The sequence below is a fragment of the Pseudofrankia coriaricola genome (genome assembly GCF_032027725.1).
GTDB lineage: Bacteria > Actinomycetota > Actinomycetes > Frankiales > Frankiaceae > Pseudofrankia.
Window position 1 is genome coordinate 1 of the sequence record NZ_JASNFO010000144.1, and the last position, 17,976, is coordinate 17,976.

At 70.5% G+C, this 17,976-nt stretch carries 16 protein-coding genes and 3 pseudogenes; 7 read left to right on the top strand and 12 right to left on the bottom strand.

The window, feature by feature from the left end:
- Positions 1-119: 119 nt before the first annotated feature.
- Positions 120-548 carry an SsgA family sporulation/cell division regulator gene (locus tag QOZ89_RS44990; protein WP_071049092.1) on the bottom strand — a complete coding sequence of 143 codons (429 nt, stop codon included), beginning with the start codon at positions 546-548 and terminating at the stop codon, positions 120-122.
- Positions 549-1,020: 472 nt separating this feature from the next.
- On the opposite strand from QOZ89_RS44990, the gene QOZ89_RS44995 reads away from it, so the two are divergent.
- Entirely contained in the window at positions 1,021-1,644 is a 624-nt protein-coding gene (locus QOZ89_RS44995) for a CBS domain-containing protein (RefSeq protein ID WP_071049093.1), read from the top strand.
- A gap of 405 nt (positions 1,645-2,049) precedes the next feature.
- Here the strand turns inward: QOZ89_RS44995 and QOZ89_RS48550 are convergent, their stop codons facing one another.
- The 5 genes and pseudogenes from QOZ89_RS48550 to QOZ89_RS48065 all read right to left on the bottom strand — a co-directional run.
- On the bottom strand, positions 2,050-2,505 hold the full coding sequence (locus QOZ89_RS48550; RefSeq protein WP_312630221.1) for an HAD-IC family P-type ATPase: 456 nt from the start codon (positions 2,503-2,505) through the stop codon (positions 2,050-2,052).
- A gap of 291 nt (positions 2,506-2,796) precedes the next feature.
- The gene (locus QOZ89_RS45005; RefSeq protein ID WP_071049097.1) at positions 2,797-3,921 is read right to left on the bottom strand and encodes a cysteine--tRNA ligase; all 1,125 of its coding nucleotides are present in this window, start codon (positions 3,919-3,921) and stop codon (positions 2,797-2,799) included.
- 143 nt (positions 3,922-4,064) lie between these two features.
- Complete coding sequence (locus QOZ89_RS45010) at positions 4,065-4,691, bottom strand: P-type ATPase actuator domain-containing protein (protein WP_312630220.1); 627 nt, start codon at positions 4,689-4,691, stop codon at positions 4,065-4,067.
- A 113-nt stretch (positions 4,692-4,804) separates the two neighbouring features.
- Positions 4,805-4,951: a hypothetical protein gene (locus QOZ89_RS45015; RefSeq protein ID WP_241841753.1), complete on the bottom strand. Its 147-nt coding sequence runs from the start codon at positions 4,949-4,951 to the stop codon at positions 4,805-4,807.
- A gap of 61 nt (positions 4,952-5,012) precedes the next feature.
- Positions 5,013-5,057 (bottom strand): annotated as a pseudogene (locus QOZ89_RS48065) (hypothetical protein); the annotation flags it as partial.
- Between the two features lie 18 nt (positions 5,058-5,075).
- On the opposite strand from QOZ89_RS48065, the gene QOZ89_RS45020 reads away from it, so the two are divergent.
- Positions 5,076-5,237: a DUF2267 domain-containing protein gene (locus QOZ89_RS45020; RefSeq protein WP_198543256.1), complete on the top strand. Its 162-nt coding sequence runs from the start codon at positions 5,076-5,078 to the stop codon at positions 5,235-5,237.
- A gap of 33 nt (positions 5,238-5,270) precedes the next feature.
- Positions 5,271-5,786, top strand: a pseudogene (locus QOZ89_RS45025) (phosphoribosyltransferase); the annotation flags it as partial.
- Between the two features lie 246 nt (positions 5,787-6,032).
- Here the strand turns inward: QOZ89_RS45025 and QOZ89_RS45030 are convergent.
- Both QOZ89_RS45030 and QOZ89_RS45035 read right to left on the bottom strand, forming a co-directional pair.
- Positions 6,033-7,400: a GAF domain-containing SpoIIE family protein phosphatase gene (locus QOZ89_RS45030; RefSeq protein WP_198543255.1), complete on the bottom strand. Its 1,368-nt coding sequence runs from the start codon at positions 7,398-7,400 to the stop codon at positions 6,033-6,035.
- A gap of 209 nt (positions 7,401-7,609) precedes the next feature.
- A complete protein-coding gene (locus QOZ89_RS45035; RefSeq protein WP_241841754.1) occupies positions 7,610-8,851 on the bottom strand; it encodes an EAL domain-containing protein in 1,242 nt (413 codons plus the stop codon).
- A 354-nt stretch (positions 8,852-9,205) separates the two neighbouring features.
- On the opposite strand from QOZ89_RS45035, the gene QOZ89_RS45040 reads away from it, so the two are divergent.
- Complete coding sequence (locus tag QOZ89_RS45040; RefSeq protein ID WP_071049102.1) at positions 9,206-11,887, top strand: bifunctional acetate--CoA ligase family protein/GNAT family N-acetyltransferase; 2,682 nt, start codon at positions 9,206-9,208, stop codon at positions 11,885-11,887.
- Between the two features lie 163 nt (positions 11,888-12,050).
- Here the strand turns inward: QOZ89_RS45040 and QOZ89_RS45045 are convergent, their stop codons facing one another.
- The 3 genes from QOZ89_RS45045 to QOZ89_RS45055 all read right to left on the bottom strand — a co-directional run bounded on the left by QOZ89_RS45045 (position 12,051) and on the right by QOZ89_RS45055 (position 14,440).
- Positions 12,051-13,088, bottom strand: coding sequence for an Acg family FMN-binding oxidoreductase (locus tag QOZ89_RS45045; protein ID WP_071049104.1), 1,038 nt, complete (start codon positions 13,086-13,088; stop codon positions 12,051-12,053).
- 319 nt (positions 13,089-13,407) lie between these two features.
- The gene (locus QOZ89_RS45050; RefSeq protein ID WP_071049114.1) at positions 13,408-14,088 is read right to left on the bottom strand and encodes a DUF1918 domain-containing protein; all 681 of its coding nucleotides are present in this window, start codon (positions 14,086-14,088) and stop codon (positions 13,408-13,410) included.
- Between the two features lie 82 nt (positions 14,089-14,170).
- Positions 14,171-14,440 carry a DUF1876 domain-containing protein gene (locus QOZ89_RS45055; RefSeq protein ID WP_071049116.1) on the bottom strand — a complete coding sequence of 90 codons (270 nt, stop codon included), beginning with the start codon at positions 14,438-14,440 and terminating at the stop codon, positions 14,171-14,173.
- A gap of 356 nt (positions 14,441-14,796) precedes the next feature.
- Here QOZ89_RS45055 and QOZ89_RS45060 point away from each other — a divergent pair, with 356 nt between their 5' ends.
- Both QOZ89_RS45060 and QOZ89_RS45065 read left to right on the top strand, forming a co-directional pair.
- Positions 14,797-15,426 (top strand): 2-oxoacid:acceptor oxidoreductase family protein, encoded by a 630-nt coding sequence (locus QOZ89_RS45060; RefSeq protein ID WP_071049106.1) that lies wholly within the window; start codon positions 14,797-14,799, stop codon positions 15,424-15,426.
- A 97-nt stretch (positions 15,427-15,523) separates the two neighbouring features.
- Positions 15,524-17,113, top strand: coding sequence for a cation-translocating P-type ATPase (locus QOZ89_RS45065; protein ID WP_071049107.1), 1,590 nt, complete (start codon positions 15,524-15,526; stop codon positions 17,111-17,113).
- Here the strand turns inward: QOZ89_RS45065 and QOZ89_RS45070 are convergent.
- The gene (locus QOZ89_RS45070; protein WP_071049109.1) at positions 17,110-17,310 is read right to left on the bottom strand and encodes a CBS domain-containing protein; all 201 of its coding nucleotides are present in this window, start codon (positions 17,308-17,310) and stop codon (positions 17,110-17,112) included. The two genes, QOZ89_RS45065 and QOZ89_RS45070, sit on opposite strands and share 4 nt — an antisense overlap.
- Positions 17,311-17,563: 253 nt before the next feature.
- On the opposite strand from QOZ89_RS45070, the pseudogene QOZ89_RS45075 reads away from it, so the two are divergent.
- A pseudogene (locus QOZ89_RS45075) lies at positions 17,564-17,857 on the top strand (SsgA family sporulation/cell division regulator); the annotation flags it as partial.
- Positions 17,858-17,976 lie beyond the last annotated feature (119 nt).

A 17,976-nucleotide genomic window follows, 5' to 3' on the forward strand; every position in this document is an offset into this window, starting at 1 on the left:
CCAGCAGGGCCGGAGTCTCCCTACTGTTGCGCACGGCGCAGACCACCGGGGATCCTTCTGCTGATCATCCGGCCTCTTTATGACCAGCCACCCAGATCAACCCACATCCGATAAGCACCCTAGCCCTCTGGGCCAAGGCCGGTCAGTGTTGACAGAAAAGCCTCGACATCGAAGTGTCGGCTCTCTGTATCGAGAGGCACGGCGGCATAGGTTCGCTCGAGAAAAGCCACTACCTTCTGGCGGGGCAGCTCAAACAGCGCATGGCCGCTCGGGCTGGACACCTCGAGCGACACCGGACCGCCCCCCAGCTTCGCCGGCCACACCTGCACGTCGCCTTCTCCGGACGGCGCGTCGACGCCATCACGCAGCAGGTCGCGCGCGAACGTCCAGGTCACCATCGAGTCAGGACCGGTGTGGAAGTCGACCGTGACCGCGAACGGATCATCTTGCTCGTACCGTATCCTGGCAGCCAGGGGCAGCGGAGGCCCACCGGGTTGAACCAGCCGGACCGTCAGCTCGGCCGCAACACAGTCGTGGCGGATCGTCATCGCTCAGCCCTTCTCGACCTGGCTATGCCAAAGACATCCAGGCCCCTGCCTGGCAAAATCAATACTCCTGTAGCGCGCCCGTCGTCACATTGGGGAGATCGAAGCGCTTACAGGTATAGGCAGGTCCCGGCTCGTCGGTCCGAACGTCCCTATCGGAGGCGGTTCACCGAGCCGTCGCCACCTGAGGGCCGCGGCTCCGCGGACCTTCATCCTCTGGCAATCGGCGCCGCCGGCGCATCCACCGACCCATGGCCCTGGGCTATGCGGTCGGTCGCCCGCCTTGCGTTCGCTCGGATTGGTGGGACCGGCCAGCCGGAGTTCGTCCGAACGCGGGCGTTCGGACATCCGCCGCTTCCCCGTTCTGCCCTTCAGGACGGGACGTCTCGACCGGCGCGGGCTCCGATCAGTTGGCCAAGACTGGAGGGAACGCGGGGGTCGCCGACCCAGGCCTGGCCTCGGAAGGAGCGAAGCGATGCGCATCGAGGAGGTCATGACGTCGCCGGTGGTCGTGGTGACACCGGAGACACCCGTGAAGGAGGTCGCGACCCTGCTGGTCCAAAACGGCTTCGGCGCCGTGCCCGTGACGGGGCCGGACGGCCGGCTGATCGGGATCATCACCGAAGCCGACCTGATAGCCATCGGGACGGCCGCCGACCCGCGCAGGCACGCCCGCCGAGACCTGCCGGACGACGCCCCGTCGCCGCGCACCGCGGCCGACGTGATGACCACCCCCGTGGTCGCGGCGCGGGTCGGCACCGACACCGCCGACGTCATAAAGATCATGAGGTCTGAACACCTCACCCGGATCCCAGTGCTCGACGACCACAGTCGGCTAGCGGGACTGGTGAGCAGAAGCGACCTGCTCAAGCCGTTGGTCCGCCCTGACGCCGCGATCGAGGCCGATGTCCGCCAGTTCCTCGCGTACTGGTACCCGGCGGGGATGGTTGACATCAGGGTCGCGGCAGGTGAGGTCGCCATCGCTAGCCCCACCGGGCCCAACCGTCCCCTGATAGATCATCTGATCCGTGCCATCCCCGGCGTGATCAGCCTGAGTCACACCACGATCGGAGCCGGGCCGTCCAGCGGACCCGTGTGACGACGTCGATCCTCGGTGCTGGCCGGCCGGCCAGCGCGGACCGGCCGGCTCAGCAAACACGGTCGCCAATCTGCCTCAGTCCCATGCCGCCCTCGAGTTCGTGGTGGTCGAGCATCGGCGGGTTTCCCGTCCTGTCCCTGGGCAGCACCGCCCACCAGGGCCTGGCCGCGTCGGCTGCCCCATCGCCATCGCCATCGCATCGTCCGAGGCCGCAGGCACTGACCATCTCCTTAGCACTGGCTCGGTCCGCCAGGGCGCCGATCGTCCTGCCCGGTCGGGCGCATGTTTTCTGTCGCCGGCCAGGCCAAAGCACCGCCCCAGATGCCGGACACCGCATCGGCTGGCCGACTGTGTTCGCCAAGGGGCAGGTGCCCATGGACGACTCTCGGCGGCGTACCGGCCCGTTCAGCGGACGCCGGGCTGTTGCCGTTCACGGCGGCGGCGGGCGGCGCGCCAGAGCTCGTCGGCGCCCCCGCCCCAGACGAGGACGGGCATGGGCGGCAGGAGGAGCAGGTTCACGGGGTTGACGACGGCGGTGTCGAGCACGGGGTGCAGGAACGGCAGGTAGACGATGGTGGCGAAGTTGTCGTCGGTGAGCACCATCGTCGACGCCTCGCGGGCGACGTCAGTCCCGGAGCGGCCCATCGCGATGCCGATATCGGCGCGGCGCAGGGCTGGGGCGTCGTTGACGCCGTCACCGGTCATCGCGACCACCTGGCCGAGGTCGCGCAGTGCGTCGGCGATCCGCAGCTTGGTCTCCGGGGAGCTGCGGGCGAAGACCAGCTCCCGGTCGTCACGCAGCAGCTCGTCGAGCTCGCCTTCGGGCAGGGCGTCGAGTTCTTCGGCGGCGACGATACGCAGTCCGGCAGTGTCGGGCCCGCCCCGCTGCCGCGACCCCTGGCCAGGTCCGGGCTATCCGGGACGACATCGACGCGCGGGTCCGTGCCCTCATCATGACCCTGCTGCCGGATATGACGCTGTCGGCATCTCCCGCACGCTGATCTACTGGAAGGCTGCGGGTCGCCCGGTGTGCCGCGGGCTCGGACGGCATGCCGAAGGCGCCGAACGGGAGCCGGGCTGAGGCCCCGTGTGGCGATCGTTTCCCGGATCTGGTCGGGTTGGCGTGGATGTACGGGTGGTCGGTCGTGAGTGTCAGCCGACGGCGGGGTCGAGGATGGAGGTCACGAGCTGGGCAGCTTCCCCGCCGTCCTCGATCGCGATGTCGACGGCTCGGGAGATGTTCAGGTCGTCGAGCAGTGCGGCGAGGGCGGCGGCCCTCGCGGTCGCGGGTCCGGTACGGCCGCCGGCGAGGTGCAGCGCGTCGAGTCTGGTCGCCGCCTCGTCGAGGGCTGCGGGGGTGTACTCCCAGGGAGTGTTGTAGGGGCGGTCGAGCAGCATCGTCCTGATATGGGCGGGGGGCCTGCGTTCCAGCAGGTCCCGGACGAGCACCAGGTTGCCGGTCGACTTGGCCATCTTGCGGCCCTCATGGGAGACGAGGCCGACGTGCATCCACGCTCGCGCGAACGGCCGGACACCGGTCACCGCCTCGGCTATGGCGGCCTCGTAGGCGTGGTGGGGGAAGCGCAGGTCGGCTCCGCCCGCATGCAGGTCGAGGCCCGGTCCGTGGGTGCTCAGGGCCATTGCCGCGCATTCGGCGTGCCATCCGGGCCGGCCGGTACCCCAGGGGCTGTCCCAGGCGGGGTCGCCGGGATCTGAGGGCTGCCAGACCGCGACGTCGAGGGGATCGAGCTTGGCGGGGTCGTCGGGGTGGTCTCCGTACTCGGTGGCCAGGTCGATCGCCTCCGCCCGGGACAGGCCGGCCCGCTGCGCCACGTCCGCACCGCGGAAGTAGACCGCGCCGTCCCGGACGTAACCGGCGTCGATGTCGACGAGCGCGCTGGCCAGGCGCTGGACCTGCGTGACGAACTGGTGCGCGCGTGGCTCGCTGTGCGGAGGCTGTACTGCCAGCGCGGCCATGTCCTGCTCGAAGCGGAACTGCGTGACGGCGGCGAACCGGTCGTAGGGCTCGCCCCGACGGGCCGCCGCCGCGGTGAGCACGTCGTCGATGTCGGTCACGTTCCGGCATACCCGCACGTCCACCCCGGTCAGCCGCAGGACTCGCGCGGCGGCATCCGCCCACACAAACGTGGAGGCATGCCCGAGATGGGTGACGTCGTAGGGCGTCACTCCGCACACGTACATGCGACACGTGCCAACCAAAGGCACGCCGCGTCCAGACAGTCGCGGTACCGGAAACGCCCCGGAAGTCGTCGTCATGTCCACGAGGCTGCCACACCGCCTCACCGGTAACACCGGCCGAGCGGCCCGTCCGCCGCTGTCAGCTGGCAGTGGATCGATCCCCGCGTACGTGCTCTGAGCCGCCGTTCTGGTCACCCGCAGATCAAAAGGCCCGCCCGCGTTCACCCCGCCGCCGCGGACCGCATCCCCGACCGGCCGTCGCGCCGGCACGACTCCCCGGTGAGGGCGGACTCGTCCAGCACCGCGGTCCCGGTCTCCACCCGCCCATCGACCGGGACGACCTCCCCCGACGCGACGAGCAGCAGATCCCCGACCCGGACCTGTGACACCTCGACCGTGACCAGCTGCGCGCCCAGATGACGATGGGCGGTGCGGGGCGCCGGGGAAACCAGCAGGCGCAGGTCCCGCTCCGCCCGCGCGCTCGCCTGCGCCTCCAACAGCCGGCCCGTTGCCAGCATCACCGCGACCAGCGCGCCGGCCAGGTACTCGGCGACCAGCAGCGTCCCGACGAGCGCCAACACCGCGATCACGTCGACGCCGACCTGCCGCCGACGCAGCCCGGTCACCGCCCAACCCAGCGCCGGGACGAGCGCGACCGCCGTCGTGGCCCCCCAGACCCCAGCCGCCAGGTCGGGCCGACCCACGAGCCGCAGCACGCCACCCGCCGCCAGACCACCGGCCGTGACCGCCAACAGCAAGACCACCCACCCGGCCAGCCGAGCCCGGGGCTCCCCGGGCGATCCGTCGACGCCGACGAGCACCTTTGCTCCCGGGTGCGCATCCGCCACGCACATTCCCTACCCACGGAACCGGCGGCGAACGGGTCGGGCCCCGCATCCGTGTCGCTGCTCCGATCACACCCACCGGTTCGCGGATGCCCCACGCGGCGGCGCCGGCACGGTCATCGCCGACGGATGAGGTGGTCGACCATCCCCAGGGCCACCACCAGCCGGGCCGCGAAGGCGATCCACACGTCGACCCGTCCGATCTGGACCATGAACTGCAGGTGCTCGCGCTGGCCGTGGCGCAGGCTGCCCACGCCGTACATACCCGGTCATGATGAGGGACAGGTCGTCCCCGCAGGTCGCCACGGTGCCGTCCAGCAGCAGGTCGCCGCGCGCCGCGTCGATGCGCCGGGTCGCCTCCGCCCCCATGTCGGGGTGGACGGCGCAGTGGCCGGCGAAGCAGATCTGACCGGCCAGACGCAGGCCGGGTATGCCGTCACAGGAGCCGTCCGCGTGCTCCGCTGGCATGTCACCGCGGGAGAGTTCGCCCAGATGCGCGCGGCGCTGCCGGCCGAGATCTCCGCCTTGCTGACCAGCTCCGGCTCCTGACCAGGTCGAGCGCGGAAACTAGAGGGGGCTGAAGTGATCTTTCGAGATCGTGCGGACGCGGGTCGGCGGCTCGGCCGACGCCTGGCGCATCTACGGGGACAGGACGTCGTCGTTGTCGGGCTGCCCCGTGGTGGTATCCCGGTCGCCTATGAGGTGGCGAAGGCGCTGGGTGCCCCGCTGGATGTCGTCCTGGTTCGCAAGCTGGGTGTCCCGTTCCAGCCCGAGTTGGCGATGGGCGCCATCGCCGAGGGCGGTGTGCTGGTCGTCAACGACCAGGTCCTGCGGCTGGCCGGCATCGCCTCGCAGGAGCTTTCCGCGGTCGAGACCCAGGAGCGGGTGGAGCTGGACCGTCGGGCCCGCCGGTTCCGGGGTTCCCGGCCGCGGGCACCGCTGGCCGGCAGGGTCGTGGTCGTGGTCGACGACGGGATCGCCACCGGGTCGACCGCCTCCGCGGCCTGCCAGGTTGTCCGGGCCGCCGGCGCTGCCCGGGTCGTGCTGGCCGCACCCGTAGCGCCGCCGCAGGCGGTCGACCTGCTGCGCCGCGACGCCGATGAGGTGGTCTGCCTCGACACCGCGGAGGCGTTCTTCGGGATCGGCCAGTTCTACGCCGACTTCTCCCAGACCCCCGACGACGAGGTGGTCAACCTCCTGGGTCAGGCCGCGGCAACGGCCCCACCGGCCCCCGTGGCTGCCGCGGGTACGGCCCATGACCCTCCCGCCCGCGTGGTCGGTTCGTCCGCCCGGGAGGTTCTGCTCGACGTCCGTGGGACGACGTTCGTCGGATTGGTCCAGCAGCTAGCCAGCCGGGTGGGCACGACGTTCGCCGGGGATGCGGAACGCGAGGATGGCCAGGTCGTCATGGCCGTCACTGGGGTGCTCGTCCGCCAGAGCTTGGCACAGCGCAGGCAGCGGCTGGTCGGCATAGACCGACGCCAGCGCGGCGAGCGCGGCGAGGCCACGGTCGATCGGATGGGAACGGTGCTCGACGAGGCCGTCGGTGAAAAGCACCAGGGTGGCACCCGGCGGGAGTGCGAAAGTGTGGTCGTGTCGCGGCAGGGTGATATCGACACCGAGCGGTATGTCGGGCTCGACGTCCAGGAAACGGCTACCACCATCTGGAGTGAGCAACAGTGGTGGGAGGTGGCCGGCGCTGCTCCAGGACAGCCTCCACCCCCCGCCTGCCGGCTCGATACGCGCTAGACAGACCGTAGTCACCGGATTCTCCTCGATTGCCTCCAAGGTGCGATCGAGCTGGGCGAGCACCGCGCTGGGCGGGCCGCATTTGTCGTACAGCAGGGCGCGCAGCATGTTGCGGGCCTGGGCCATGGCGGCCGCCGCGACGAGGTCATGGCCAACGACGTCGCCGACGACGGCCCCGACAGCGCCATCGGGCAGCAGCAAGGCGTCATACCAGTCCCCACCGACCTGTCCAGCGTCCACGCCCCGCTCGGAGGAGGCCTTGTAGATCTCAGCGACGGACAACGGCGACAATTCCGGCAGGCGGGGCAGGAGTAGGCGCTGAAACCGCTCGGCACTGGCGCGGACCTGGTCGAACAGACGGGCGTTCTCCACCGCGACGCCGGCGGCGCCTGCCAGCGCTTCGACGACGGTTTCGTCCGCCCGGTCGAAAGGCTGCCCGTCCGATCGCTCGCAAAGGTAGATGTTCCCGTATATCCGGTTGTGCACCCTAATGCCTACGCCCAGCATGGTGCGCATCGGCGGGTGGCCCGGCGGGAAGCCCACAGAATCCGGGTGCGTGGAAATGTCGTCGACCCGTATCGACGCTGGCTGACGGATCAGCCGGCCCAGAAGTCCGCGGCCGTGGGGAAGCTCGATTCCGGCTAGATCGTGGTACTCCTGCTCGTTCAGGCCGATCGGGATGAACTCGGCGAGGCCTTTGCCCTGCTCGTCCAGGACACCCAGGGCGCCGTAGCGGGCGCCGACGAGTTCCAGCGCGATGCTGACGATCTTCCGCAGCATGACTGGCAGATCCAGCTCCCGGCTGATGACCAGCGTCGCGTCCAGCAGTGCCCGCACCCGCTCATCGGCGTGGCGCGACTGCTCGACCCGCTCGGCGGTCGGCTCGATCTCACAAATGTCGCGTGTACCTGCTGCTGGCTCGCCCTGCGCCGAGCGGCGGCACGGATCGCCGTGCTGGCTCACAAGGTCCCCTCCAACGCAGAGCGGGCGGCTCACGTTCTCTCGCGCAGGATCTACTACCGCGGACCGTTCGGCCGGATGGGTGCCGTGCCGTTGCGCTGTGCCTGGTTGTGCAAGCGGAGATGCGGGGAACAGGTCCCCGCATTACTGATTGGGTCGATGTCGAACGAGAAGGCGATCGACAGTATGCCTGGCCCTGGCTTTGAGCGCGATCAGAGCCGCGGGCCATGCAGCACCGCGACGCCGTGTGCCTGCCCGCCGGTCGCCATGGCCGCCGGGAGCCGGTTGCCGAGGCAGGCCTCGTCGAGGTCGGCGGTGGGGAGTCCGAGCAGGTTGCCTTGACCGTAGGTGATGCCAGCCTCGACGACGGCGTCGAGTTCGGCGCTCGACTCGATGCCCTCGGCGACGACGCGTCCGCCGATCTCGGCCGCTATCTTGGTGAGCCCGGCGGCCACGGCGCGGCGAGCAGGGTCGCGATGGATGTCATGTGTGATGAAGTAGTCCATTTTGATCACTTCGGGGCGGAGCTGGAGGAGCTGTTCGAGCCCCGAGTAGCAGCTTCCGACGTCGTCTACCGCGATGTGTGTTCCATGCCCACGGAGCACCTCGGTGGCAAGGAGCAGAGCCTGGTCATCGCCGATGTAGTCGTGCTCCGTGATCTCGACAGCCACCCGCTGTGGCATTCCGCTTCCGACGATGATATCGATCAGGCCGTCGCTCACGGTGGCCGGTGACGCGTTCACGGCCAGGATCACGTCGGGTGGCATGTCCGGCAGCACCCGCAGCGCGTTGCGGATGGCCGCCGTCTCCAGCTCGAGACCCAGTCCCACACCGGCCGCGGCGGCGAACAGATCTTGCGGCCCCTGCGAGACCCCCGCAAACCGTGCCAGTGCCTCGACCCCCACGGTCCGCCCGGTGGCCAGCTCGACGACCGGCTGGAAGAACATCCGCGGCCCGCCCTGGTCGAGCAGATCACGGATCTGCCGCCACACCGCGGTGCGGGCATCCCATAGCCGCCGAAGGTCGATCACGAACTCGGTGAGGAACGAGGCGAGCAGCCGTAGGAACCCACCATCACTCTGGCGTAGTGAAAGGCACGGCTGCCGGCCGAGGCAGCCGAGCATGCCGTACACCCGTCCTTCGCTGTCCGTGACAGGTGTCGCCGCGTACGAACCAAGGTCGAGCTCGCCTACCACTGGCACGCGGGAGGTACGAGGATCCCCGCGAAGATCGGGGAGTAGTGACGGAAGCTCTCCGGAGAGGATCTTCGCGTACAGCGATCCGCCGCGGCGCACGCTGGTGCCCTGGCCTATCCCGAAGGTGGCCGTATCGCCGCTGACCACCTGGAGGACGAGTAGATCTCCCTCCAGCCTCCCGAGCCAGGCGAGATCCATGTGCAGTCTGCGTCGCAGCACGTCGAGCAGCTCGACGAGAACTGTCCAGGGCTCGGCCACATCGGACCGAGGCCCAAGGCACGATGCACGATGCCGCGACACCACATCCACAGTCGTCGACTACCCGCAGTGGGTCAATCCACACACTCCGCGCTCGACGCCACCATCTGGTCTGCCTGGCGAGCGATCGTGTCCCGGGAGGCCGACATGCCGGAGGTCCGGGCGCAGATGTGTCGGAGGTCCTCCCGCGGCTGGCCGCCAGCACCCTGCCGCCCGGCAGGCGCATGAAGGACGCTCGACATCACCAAGACCGGACGATCACAGAACCGTCCGCGGCGCCGCCAGGCCAAGCGGACAGCCGGCTGAAGTCGTTCGCCCGCCCGCGGTGCGGCGGTCGATGAGGGGAGATCGACGATGTGGTCCGAATGCGACGTTGTCCTGCGCGACGGCGCGATCGCGCACCTGCGTCCGGTCGGCGCCGGTGAGGGTGCGGAGCTGCGGGCGCTGCACGCCCGGCTGTCGGACCGCAGCAACTACTTCCGGTTCTTCTCCTCCGGCCGTTCGGCGGCCGACCGCTATGTCAGCCATCTCGTCGACACCGCCGACCCGACCCACGGCGCCCTGGTCGCGGTGGTCGGCGGCCGGCTCGTCGGCGTCGCCGGCTACGAGCGGCTGGCGGACCCGACGCGAGCGGAGATCGCCTTCGCCGTGGAGGAGGCCCAGCACGGCCGGGGGGTCGGCACGCTGCTGCTGGAGCATCTGGCGGCCTACGCCCGCGACCGTGGGGTGACGACCTTCGTCGCACAGATCCACGTGGAGAACCTCGCGATGCTGCGGGTCTTCTCCGATGCGGGATTCCCGGTGCGCCGGCACCGCGACGCCGAGACCGTCGACATCTCGTTCCCGGTGACTCCCACCGAAAGCCTGCTCGCCGCCCAGGACAGCCGGGAGAGCGAGGCCGACGTGCGCAGCCTGCGAGCGTTGCTGCGGCCCCGGTCGGTGGTCGTGGTCGGGGCGTCGCGGCGGCCTCGGACCGTCGGTCACGAGGTCGTGCGCAACATCGTGGCGGGCGGTTTCCCCGGCCCGGTGCACGTGGTGAACCCACATGCGTCCGAAGTGGCCGGCGTCGCGGCCGTGCCGACCATCCGTGACCTGCCTGGCCCGGTCGATCTCGCCATAGTGGCGGTGCCGGCGGCTGCTGCCAGCGACGTCGTCGAGGAGTGCGCCCATGCCGGCGTGCGGGCGATGGTGATACTGACAGCGGGATTCGCGGAGGCCGGCGCGGAGGGACGCGCCCGTGAGACCAAGCTGGTGGCGCGGGCCCGGGCCGCGGGGATGCGGATCGTCGGTCCGAACTGCATGGGCATCGTCAACACGGCGGCCGGGGTGCGGCTGAACGCCACGTTCGCCGTCGCGCCGCCGCGGGCCGGCCGGGTCGGCGTCGTCTCGCAGTCCGGTGGCCTGGGGATCGCCCTGCTCGAGCAGGCCAGTGCGCTGGGGCTGGGCCTGTCCACGTTCGTCTCGACCGGCAACAAGGCAGACGTCTCCGGCAACGACCTGCTGCTGTGGGCGGAACAGGACCCGGACACCGACGTCATCGCCCTGTATCTGGAGTCTTTCGGCAATCCGCGTAAGTTCTCCCGGATCGCCCGGCGGGTGTCCCGCAGCAAGCCGATCGTGGCGGTCAAGGGCGGCGGCTCGGGAGCCGGCTCGCGGGCGGCGCGGTCGCACACCGCCGCGGCGGTGACGTCGCGGACGCACGCCGACGCGCTGTTCCGGCAGGCTGGCGTGATCGCGGTCGACGGGCTGGGGGAGCTCCTGGACACGGTGTCGCTGCTGGCGCACCAGCCGCTGCCCGCTGGTGGCCGGCTCGCGATCGTCGGCAACGCCGGCGGCCCGTGCGTGCTCGCCGCGGACGCCGCCGAGGCCGCCGGGCTGACGGTCGCCGTGCTTGCTTCCGCCACCCAGGCCGAACTGCGCGCCATCCTGCCGAGAGGGGCCGCCGTCGCCGGGCCGGTGGACACGATCGCTTCGGTGTCCGGGCCCGCGTTCGAGAAGGCCCTGCGTGCCGTCCTCGCGGACCCGGGGGTCGACGGACTGCTGGCCATCGTCGCGCCGACCCCGCTGACCGGGCCGGATGACCTGCCCGCCGCGGTGCGTGCGGCTGCCGCGCACACGGGCAAGCCCGTGTTGGCCGTCCTGTTGGGCCAGGTCCCTCGTGTGACGACGCTCGAACCTTCTGGCCGGGCCGTGTGCGCGTACAGCGTGCCGGAGGACGCGGTTCGCGCCTTTGGCCGTGCCGCTGGTCATGCCAGCTGGCTGGCCCGGTCGTTCGGGACCGTCCCGGACCTGACCGGGCTGGACCGCGACCGGGCTCGGGCGGTCGTCGACGACGCTCTCCTGAAGGTCCCGGATGGTGGTTGGCTCCCGGCGGAGCGCGCCGTCGAGCTTGTCGCCGCCTACGGCATCCCGGTCGCGCCGGTGGTCCGGGTGGACTCGGCGGACGCCGCGGCGGCTGCCGCCGAACAGATCGGCGGGCCGGTGGTTCTCAAGGCCGGCAACCCGGATCTGGTGCACAAGAGTGACCGGGGCGGTGTCGCGCTCGGGCTCGCCACCCCGGCGGCCGCCGCCGCGGCCTACGTGAGGATGGCCGCGCTGCTCGGCGACGAGATGGGCGGCGGGCTCATCTCGCCGACCGCCGAGGCTGGGACCGAGACGCTGGTCGGTGTCGTGCAGGATCCCGCGTTCGGACCGCTCGTCGCGTTCGGCCTCGGCGGGGTCTTCACCGATCTGCTCGCCGACCGCGCGTACCGGCTCCTCCCGCTGACCGACGTCGATGCCGCCGAACTGGTCCGGGAGCCCCGCGGGGTCAGCCGCGTCCTCGGCGGGTTCCGCGGCGCCGCGGCCGGTAGCCCCGCAGCCGTCGAGGATGTGCTGCTGCGCGTCGCCCGCCTCGTCGACGACATCCCCGAGATCGGTGAGATGGACATCAATCCACTCATCGTGACATCTAGCGGTGCCGTCGCTGTCGACGTCAAGATCCATGTTGCGCCAGCGCCTGATGCCGCCGACCCCACGCTGCGGCGGCTTCGCTAAACCGCGCGGAGGGATTCGGTAAATGGCCGGTGCCCTGGTGTCAGGGCACCGGCCGCACGGCCGGCGACTGCACTTTCGTGACCGCGAAATCTAGCTGGAGTGGAAACTACGGTCACGCCGAGTAGCTGGCCGCCGTGCGGTCAACGATCACCTTCGGCATTGCTCAGGCGTCGGTGAGGTGCTCCAGGACGTCTGACACGGGACGGCGCCTGGTCGGTGTCAGTGGGGCAGCGGACATGTCGGGGTAGCCGACGCGTATGATCATCTGAGTGAGGCCGGTACCGCCGGTCAGCGAGTGGACCAGCGAGCGAGACGCCTCGATGTCGAGGGCCTGGCCGAGTGGCGAGGTCGCGAGCCTTTCCACGGTGGCGGTGAGCAGCACCCGGGCGAGTGCCCGGCCGGCGCGCAGCCGGTCGGTCGGGCCGTCCGCGTCCGTGCCGAGCACCAGCACGCCGGGACGTTCGACCGGCTCCGTCCGAGCCCGCTCCGCCGCCTCCTCGGCGCTCGCGGGCTCGCCGCCCGTGCCGCCGGTGAAGTCGCGTGTCTGGAACTCCTCGGTGCGTGGCTCGGCGCTGGACAGGGCCGTCGTTCGGGGGATGCCGTCGGCAGCTTGGGGGTCGTCGCGGACCCAGGAGGCGAGCTCGGCCTGGTACTCGGGGTCGTTGTGCTGGATCCAGTCGGCCCGGGCGAGCAGTACCGACAGCTCCACGCGGGCGTCTTCGCTGGTCAGTACGGCAAGCCAGCAGCCTTCCGCCTCGGCGGCGTGGCGCAGCTTGCGGACCTCGTCGGCGGGCAACGTCGCTGGGGTGAACGGGCGGCGGTCCGTATGCCGGCTGGTGATGGCCTCGGCGAGCCGAATCTCGTCCTCGGTCGGCGGGCGATGACCGATGATCGTCAGCGTGGCCAGCCGTCCGGTGGTGAGGTCGGGGCCGTCGGGGAACTCGCCGACCTCGACGTCCAGCCCGGCGGCGCGTAGCGACAGCCAGCTGTTCAACAGCGCGGCGCCGCAGCTGACCAGCAGCTGGCGGTGGTCCGGGTCGATGACCGGCACGGCCCGGGTGAGGTCGGCGGACAGTTCCAGCGTCTCGTCGCGGAACCGCCATCTCCAGGGCTGGGTGTTGTGGATCGACGGCGCCAGACTCCCGGCCCCGACCGCTGCGCGCACCTGCTCGACTGTGAACGTCGTGCCGCTTGTGACCATGGTTGTCTCCTCGTCCCGCTGCCGCCGACCGATCCACGCCGCTTACCCGGACCGAGACCAGCCCCCGCCGGTGGCATCGTCCCATGACTGCCGGAGCATCCCTCGGACCCGTCGACCACCGACGCCACTCCCGCTCACCATTCCGCTGTCCAGCGACCGGACCGACGGAACGGTCATTCGTCCGCCCGGCATTCTTGATCCTGTCATCTCTGGCCCGGCGTGCTTGACGGCGTGAGGGCCCAGAGGGCGCTGACGGTGAGGCGTGGCCCGGCTGGGCTGGCGTCGGGTGCTGCCCATGCCGAACCATTCGGCCGGGTGGTCAGCGGTGGGTGAGGTGGCGGATCTCGGCGTCCGGGCCTGGGTAGAAGTACGTCACCTTGCTGGTGTCCGACCAGCGCACCCGGAACGGCGGGTTCCCGGCGGGAGCGTGCACCTCGAGGATCTCCCCGTCCCGGTCTGGCTCGCCGACCGTGTGTCGGTGGATGACGATCTGGTCGCCGACCCTGGCCTGCCCACGCTTAGGCCCGACGCCGTCCGCCCGCGCGGGCCGGGTCGGCGGGTGGATGGGGATCGGCAGCCCGGCCTCGTGGTGCGGGTGGCGGACCTCCGCACGGACGAGGGCGGCGAGCTGCGCCAGCTCGGCCGGGGCGGCGTCGGCGAGCAGGTCGTCCAGGCTGACGAGCCCGACGACCCGGGCGCCGTCGACAAGCGGCAGCCGCCGGACCGTGTGCTCCCCGAAGGCCCGCACGATCTCGTCTCGCCCAGCCGTCACCGGCAGCGTGACGACGCAGGTCGTCATCACACTGTCGATCCGGCCGTCGTGGGGCACTCGTCGGGCGACCGCGCGCAGTGCCAGGTCACGGTCGGTGACGATGCCGACGAGCACCTCGCCGTCCACGACGATCAGCGAGCCGACACCGGCCCGGTCCATCAGACCCGCCGCGTCCGCGATGTCCGTGTCCGGCGCAACGGTCACCGGCACCTGGTAGTTGACTGTCATCTCGGCCTCCCATGGCTCGTGGCCGTTCCCGGCGCGCGAACCCTCCCCGGCGTCGTTCACGGTTCTCGGCGTGTCCCGGCTCTCAGGGGTGGACGTGGGCGTGGGCGCCGGTCACGTCCTCGATGTCGCCTGCCGCAGTGCTCCGCAGTGCGCGCGCCAGGTCCGCCAGCGCTCGGGAGGCGGCCACCTCGTCGCCGATCGCGGGGATCTCGCGGTCGTCCGGGTTTCGCCGGGCGTGCCCAGCCCCGCGCAGCTCGCGGTCTGTGCCGCAGTGAAGCACCGCCTCCGCCCGAGTCAGGCCCTCGCCCTCGGTCAGAAAGACGTCCACCGTCCAGGTCTTTTCGATGATCATCTGGCTCACCGCCTTTCGCCTATGGCTAGAGCCTCTTCCCGCTGGTCGGAAGGCGAAAGGGCCTTGGGTAGGCCGTATCCGTGCCGATCGGGCCGCCATCCGACGGCCCGATCGGCACGTGCGCGCCTGGCGGGCTGGCAGCGAGTGCCGGTACGCGGCTGTGCCGATACCTATAGGTCCTGTGGGCGCGGGACGTCTGCACCGCGATCCGACCGGACCGGTAGCGGACAGTCGGTAGTGCCGGTATTCGGGGGCCGGCACGCCCGGACAGCCCTGGCCCGCCGGTCGAAGGGCGTCGGCGCGGACGAGCGCGGCAACTGGCGAGTACGCCAGCGGCGGCAGAAGCGGGGTCGGACATGTTCGCGACACGGATACACGGACTTGGCGGGCAGGGAGTCCTCGCCGCCGCGGAGATGCTTGCGGTCGCCGCCTTCTCGCAGGGCGGGTATGCGCAGGCATTCCCGAGCTTCGGCCCGGAGCGCGCGGGCGTGCCGGTGGCCGCGTTCTGCCGGGTCGACGACGAGCCGATCCGGCGGCGCGAGCCGGTGTTGCACCCGGACGCGCTGATCGTGCAGGACCCGAGGCTGCTCCACCAGGTAGACGTCTTCGAGGGGATGAGGTCGGACGGCTACGTCCTGGTCAACTCCTCCCACGACGTCGACGAACTGGGCCTGGACGACCTCGCCGTCCACCACGGCCTGCTGGCCGTGCGCCTGCAGACCGTCCCCGCCACGGAGATCGCCCGGCGCACGCTCGGGCACCTGCTACCGAACACGGCCCTGCTGGGCGCCTTCGCGGCGTTGACCGGCACCGTCACCCTCGACGGCGTCGAGACCGCGATCCTGGAGCGGTTCGGGGGCCAGTTCGCCGAGGACAACGTCGAGGCCGCCCGAACCGCTTACGGCTTCGTCCGCTACGCCCTCGGGGACCGCCTGTCCGGGACGGCGCGTGCATCGCATGACCGAGAAATGCCTGAGGAGATCTGACCGCAGGTTTTCGACACCGGCCGCAGAAAGCATCGCCTGCCGGTGGCGGCCATCGAAACGAGCGGACCTCGCCATCGCCGTCCGCGACGGTGAGTTGGTGGGCGACCCCACCGAAGGGGCTCTCGTGGTGCTCGCCGCGAAAACCGGCGCCGACGTCGAACGCCTTCGTCTGGCACACCCTCGCCTCGCCGAGGTGCCGTTCGACGCCTCGTACATGCTGATGGCGACCTTCCACTCCTGGCCGTCCGCTTCGGGACGGTCAGCAACCGGGGCCGGCCAGGACGGTGCTGGCCAGCACATCCGGTGCCTGGTGAAGGGAGCCCCGGACGCGGTGCTGGCTCGCGCGCACAGAGCGCTCGACGCTGATGGGACAGCGGCCCACCTCGACGATGAAGCACGGCAACGGTGGCACCTGGCGAACCGCGACCTCGGCGCCCAGGGGCTGCGGGTCATGGCACTTGCCTATCGGGATCTCGGCACACAGATGCTTGGCGACACCGACGACCTGCTGGGTGAGGTCGATCTGCTCGACCAGGTCGACGATCTCGTACTGGTCGGCCTCGTCGGGATCCTCGACCCACCCCGGCCGGCCGCCGCGGAGGCACTCACCGCCTGCAGACAAGCAGGGATCCGGGTCCGGATGGTCACCGGCGACCACGCAACGACAGCGAGGGCGATCGCCGAGCGGCTCGGCATCGACGGGGATGTCCTGTCCGGGCGCGACCTCGACGGGATGGACGACACCGTGCTCGCCGGACGCATGGACACCCTCGGCGTCGTCGCGCGCGTTTCTCCCCAGCACAAGATCCGCCTGGTTCGGGTGCTGCAGTCGCGTGGGGACGTAGTCGCCATGACCGGTGACGGTGTCAACGACGCGCCAGCACTGAGGATGGCGGACATCGGCGTGGCGATGGGTGCCTCGGGCACCGACGTAGCGCGCGATGCGGCGACCATGGTTCTCACCGACGACGACTTCGCGACGATCGTGACCGCGGTTCGTGAGGGTCTTGCGATTTATCGCAACATCGTCAAATTTGGGAAGTTCCAGCTCACTACGGCGTGCGCCTTCGTCGCGATCTTCGTAGTGGCGGGGATCTTCGGGGTGGCTGGGGGTATTCCGTTCACGGCGGTGCAGATCCTCTGGGTGAACGTCATCATGGACGGGCCGCCGGCGATGTCGCTTGGGTTGGACCCGCCTGCGCCGGACACGATGCGCAGGCCACCGCGCAGGGCCGGCGAACGCATCCTCACCGCCCACCGATTCGCCCGCATCGCCCTGCTCGCCGCAGTGATGGCGGTGGGCACGATCGCCGTCATCACGCTCACCCCTGGCGATCGGCCGTCGTTCGACGAGGCGACCGTCGCCGGCACACTCGCCTTTACGACCTTCGTCCTGTTCCAGGTGTTCAACCTGCTGAACCTGCGCAGCGGCACCGGCTCGGTGTTCAGCGCTGGGACCTTCGCGAACCGGGCCGCCCTCGTCGCCGTGGTCGCCGTGGTCGCCATGCAGGCCGCCCTGGTGACCGTCCCGTTCCTGCGGGGGGTCTTCCACACCGTGCCGCTTGGCTGGCGCGAGTGGGCCATTGCCGTGGCCGTCGCCTCGTCTGTGCTGTGGGCCGAGGAACTGCGCAAGTTGATCGCCCGCCTCCGAGGAAGCCGCGGCGCCGCCAGAACACCCCTCATTTAGATCTCGACCCTGGTCGTGAGCTCTCGGCGGGCGTGTCTGCGCGGCTCGACGTTGTCCCGACGGCTGTCAGGTCGGCCGGCCTCGGTAACGGGCCTGGCACCGAAACCGCGCCGGATCAGCCGGGTCACGACCTCCTTGACGGGCGTCTCTGATGGCACCACGACCGTCGGCGACGTCATGACCGCCTCGATGCGCATCGCTTCGTTCCTTCTGAGCGCACCGACGGCGACCGGGGCCGCGCAGCTGGGGTGGTGGCGGTGCCGGTGGCCGCGCCGGCGTGATGAGACCTGGGAACGGTCGCCCCGCTGCGGCCGATGCGGAGTGTCCGACGGAGGCAGGTCCGAGGAGTCGCGGCCCTCGATGGCGACGAGCCGGTGAACCGCCTCCGATAGGGACGTTCGGACCGACGAGCCGGGACCTGCCTATACCTGTAAGCGCTTCGATCTCCCCACCGGTCCTGACTCGATGGTGACCTGGACGTTCGCGCGCGACCTGCTGCGTGATGGCGTCGACGCGCCGTCCGGAGAAGGCGACGTGCAGGTGTGGCCGGCGAAGCTGGGGGGCGGTCCGGTGTCGCTCGAGGTGTCCAGCCCGAGCGGCCATGCGCTGTTTGAGCTGCCCCGCCAGAAGGTAGTGGCTTTTCTCGAGCGAACCTATGCCGCCGTGCCTCTCGATACAGAGAGCCGACACTTCGATGTCGAGGCTTTTCTGTCAACACTGACCGGCCTTGGCCCAGAGGGCTAGGGTGCTTATCGGATGTGGGTTGATCTGGGTGGCTGGTCATAAAGAGGCCGGATGATCAGCAGAAGGATCCCCGGTGGTCTGCGCCGTGCGCAACAGTAGGGAGACTCCGGCCCTGCTGG